The organism is Rhizobium sp. SRI_017, assembly GCF_057586295.1.
Genome location: NZ_JBYCZP010000048.1, coordinates 1 through 4,152 on the forward strand (window position 1 = coordinate 1; position 4,152 = coordinate 4,152).

Annotated in this window: 5 protein-coding genes and 1 pseudogene; all 6 read left to right on the forward strand. The window is 63.6% G+C overall.

The features are described 5' to 3' along the window. Positions 1-1,221, forward strand: a 1,221-nt coding sequence (locus AC2YI2_RS34800; protein ID WP_487391088.1) for a TolC family protein, incomplete at its 5' end; no start/stop codon positions are given. Between the two features lie 14 nt (positions 1,222-1,235). After that, the gene (locus AC2YI2_RS34805; RefSeq protein ID WP_487391089.1) at positions 1,236-2,609 is read left to right on the forward strand and encodes a multicopper oxidase family protein; all 1,374 of its coding nucleotides are present in this window, start codon (positions 1,236-1,238) and stop codon (positions 2,607-2,609) included. 11 nt (positions 2,610-2,620) lie between these two features. After that, entirely contained in the window at positions 2,621-3,103 is a 483-nt protein-coding gene (locus tag AC2YI2_RS34810) for a cupredoxin domain-containing protein (RefSeq protein WP_487391090.1), read from the forward strand. A 20-nt stretch (positions 3,104-3,123) separates the two neighbouring features. Beyond that, positions 3,124-3,408, forward strand: a complete 285-nt coding sequence (locus AC2YI2_RS34815; RefSeq protein ID WP_487391091.1) for a copper-binding protein — start codon at positions 3,124-3,126, stop codon at positions 3,406-3,408. A gap of 201 nt (positions 3,409-3,609) precedes the next feature. After that, a complete protein-coding gene (locus AC2YI2_RS34820) occupies positions 3,610-3,927 on the forward strand; it encodes a hypothetical protein (protein ID WP_487391092.1) in 318 nt (105 codons plus the stop codon). Between the two features lie 13 nt (positions 3,928-3,940). Beyond that, a pseudogene (locus AC2YI2_RS34825) lies at positions 3,941-4,152 on the forward strand (hypothetical protein); the annotation flags it as partial.

Consider the following 4,152-nt stretch of genomic DNA (forward strand, 5'->3'; position numbering starts at 1 on the left):
CAGATTGCGCTTCTGAACAACAAGGGTCTGCAGGCAGCCTATGCCGATCTCGGCGATGCCGGGGCCGATGTCTGGCAGTCGACGCTTCTGGTCAACCCGACGGTATCGGTCGGCCTGACGGGCATCGGCACGCCGGGGCTCGAAGCCTACCGCGCCATCGAGGGCACGCTGGCCGTCAACATTCTGGCGCTCGCCACACGCGACAAGACCATCAAGGTCGCCAAGGTGCGTTTCGAGCAGGCGCAGTTGAATGCCGCGCTCAAGACACTCGAACTGGCGGCCAGCACCCGGCGGGCCTGGGTCAATGCCGTCGCCGCGCGCGAGACGACGGTTCAGTTGGGCCAGGCCCAGATCGCCTCCGACGCCGCCTCGCAACTGGCATTGGAACTGGGCAAAGCGGGTTCGATGACCAAGGGTTCGCAGGCGCGCGAACATGCCTTCAACGCCGAACTCGCGGGCCAGACGGCTCAGGCGCGGTTGGCGGAACGGCTCGCCAAGGAGGAACTCACCCGCCTCATGGGCCTGTGGGGCGACGACGTCGCCTACAAGCTGCCGAACCGCCTGCCGTCGCTGCCCAGGACGCTGATCACCAACGACGTGATCGAGGCCCAGGCGCTGGCCAACCGCGTCGATCTGCAGGTCGCCAGGTTGGAACTCGAGGCCAATGCCAAGGCCTACGGGCTGACGGAAGCGACACGCTTCGTCACCGACCTCGAGATCATCTCCGGTTTCGAGACCGAGCGCGAGAAGGAGGACGGCAAGATCAGGAAGGATACGACCTATTCCAAGGAACTGGAATTCGTCATCCCGATCTTCGACAGCGGCAAGGCGCGGATGCGCAAGGCCGAACTCGCCTATATGCGGGCCGCAAACCAGCTCGCGGAGAAGGCGGTCAATGTCCGCTCGGAGTCGCGGTCGGCCTATGAGGCGTACCGATCGAGCTACGACATCGCCCGCCACTATCGCAACAGCCTCGTGCCGCTGAGGACCACGATCGAGCAGCAGTCGCTGCTCTCCTACAACGGCATGATCACCAACACGTTCGAACTGCTCGCCGACAGCCGCGAGAAGGTGAACGCCAGCCAGCTCTCCATCAACGCCAAGCGCGACTTCTGGCTTGCGGCGGCGAACCTGACGGCGGCCGTCTATGGCGGCGGTGCAGGTTCCGCCCCGGCCGAAGCCGCGTCCTCCGCGCCTTCGAACGAAGGCGGCGGGCACTGAGAAAGGACCAGACGATGTTATCGAGAAGACAGATACTGGGAGCCGGGGCTGCGCTGGTCTCCAGTTCCGCCTGGGCCGCCACCACCAATATGGGGCTGCCGGAAGCGGCCATCATGGACAAGGCCTCCACGCAAGGGCCGCTCCACCCCAAATCCGGCCCCGACTATCAGCCCATCGTGACGCTCAACGGCTGGACGGCGCCGTTCCGCATGAACAACGGCGTCAAGGAGTTCCATCTTGTGGCGGAACCCGTCGAGCGCGAGATGGCCGAGGGCATGACCGCCTACTTGTGGGGCTACAACGGCCAATCACCCGGCCCGACGATCGAGGCGGTCGAGGGCGACCGGGTGCGCATCTTCGTCACCAACAAGCTGCCGGAGCACACCACGATCCACTGGCACGGCATGATCCTGCCATCCGGGATGGACGGCGTCGGCGGGCTTTCTCAACCGCATATCCCTGTTGGCAAGACCTTCGTCTACGAGTTCGATCTCGTGAAGTCGGGCACCTTCATGTACCACCCGCATTCCGACGAGATGGTGCAGATGGCGATGGGCATGATGGGCCTCTTCATCATCCATCCCAAGGACCCGAAGTTCATGCCCGTCGACCGGGACTTCGCCTTCCTGCTTTCCGGCTACGACATCGATCCCGGCACGCGCGTGCCCAAGGTGATGACGATGACCGACTTCAATCTCTGGACCTGGAACAGCCGGGTGTTTCCAGGGATCGATCCGCTCGTCGTCTCCAAGAACGACCGCGTTCGGGTGAGGGTGGGCAACCTCACCATGACCAACCATCCGATCCACATGCATGGCTACGACTTCGAGGTCACCTGCACCGACGGCGGCTGGGTGCGGCCGGAGGCGCGCTGGCCGGAAGTGTCGATCGACATCCCGGTCGGCGCGATGCGGGCCTACGAGTTCGACGCCAAATATCTCGGCGACTGGGCGATCCACTGCCACAAGTCGCACCACACGATGAACGCCATGGGCCATGACGTGCCCACCTTCATCGGCGTCGACAAGAGCAAGGTCGCCGAGAAGATCAAAAAGCTCCAGCCCGAATACATGCCCATGGGAACCAAGGGCATGGCCGACATGGGCGAGATGGAGATGGAAATCCCCGAGAACACGGTGCCGATGATGACCGGCTGGGGCCCACATGGCCCGATCGAGATGGGCGGCATGTTCTCGGTGGTGAAGGTCCGCGAGGCAATCTCCGCGGACGATTACAGCGATCCGGGCTGGTACGAGAACCCGCCCGGAACGCAGGCCTGGGAATGGACGGGCGCTCTGCCCGATCACGCCAAGGCGGAAGACGCAAAGACCAAGGTGACGCCCAAGGACGGCGCGACCACGACATCCTCCCATAAAGACCACCATTGAAAGGAAACACGATGACGAAATATCTCATGGCAATGGCGCTCGCCGCTCTGGGCACGACGGCGCTCGCCTCCGGCACCCACGAAGGCGGCCACGACAAGGTGTCGCTGGCTGGCGAGCCGGGCAAGAAGGCCAAGGTCACCCAGACGATCCAGGTCACCATGAAGGAGACCGACGACGGCAAGATGCTCTACATGCCCGCCTCGGTGAAGGTGAAGGAAGGCCAGACCGTGCGCTTTGCGATCCGCAATGCGGGGGAGACCGACCATGAATTCGTGCTCGACACCGAGGAAGAGGTCATGGAGCACAAGAAGGTCATGGAGAAGTTCCCCGAGATGGAACACGACGACCCGAATTCCGTGCGCCTCGCGCCCGGCAAGACGGGCGAGATCATCTGGAAGTTCACCAAGTCTGGCGACCTGAAATTCGCCTGCCTGATCCCTGGCCATTTCGAGGCGGGCATGCATGGCGACGTCAGCGTCACGGCCAAGAAGTAATCCCGGCAAGGAGCACAGACATGCGCAAGATCATCAATCTGGCGGTCGCCGCCACCCTCACGCTGGCGCTCGCCGGAACCGCCTTCGCGGCCGAGTTCACCAAGGGCAAGATCAAGAAGCTCGACGAGAAGGCCGGCAAGGTCACGATCATCCACGAGGAACTCAAGAGTCTGGAAATGCCAGCCATGACGATGGTGTTCCGCATCGGTGAGGGTGTCGATGCGGCCAAGCTGAAGGAAGGCGCCGACATCGAGTTCGTCGCCGACCGCGTCAACGGCAAGCTCACTGTCACCGAAGTCAAGTAACCCCGCATCCGCGGAACAGCGGATTCCCGGTCTCCAGTGCCGGGAAGAGGAGGCGCGGGCCGCGACGGCGGCGGTTTGGACTGAGCCGACCAACCGACGGTTCGTCACCGTCGGTCCCCGTGCGAGGTGCCTGGAAGAACCGACATTCCTCCAGGCACCGCCTCCGCTGAAGCGGAGCACCCATCAGAAAAGGACAAGACCATGAAGAAGACAGTCACCATCCTCGCAGGCCTCGCGCTCCTGACGGGCGCAACATCGTCTATAGCCAACGACCTCTCGGGCAACAAGGCGTACCATCCGCCGGAGGGCTTCACGATCCGGTATGTCTCCAAGCTGAACAAGCCGGAGAAGGGAGAAGTTCTGCGTCGGGCCACCGACGATTACGTCCAGCGACTTCAGGCCGAGATCGCTTCCGATCCCGCGATCGCCGAAGAACTGCGGTCCCACCACGTCGCCATCGAGAGCGTCATCGGTTCCAGGAGCACGATGTCCGGCACCACGATCTATTACGTGAAGTGACGGGAGAGTTGCCGTGACGGATATCGCTGATGGGGCGGGGCAACGGCCGGCTGGAGGGCTACGGGTCGAACTGCTCCGCTTCGTCGCGCTCGCGATCCTGATCGGCAACCTCGTGCTCGGGGCCGACCACGGCGCGTCCATCCAGACCGCCGTGGTCGTCGCCTACCTCGCCGTCAGCGCGGCGTCCGCGCTGACGGTCCTGTCAGGCATCGCCCGGAACTGGGT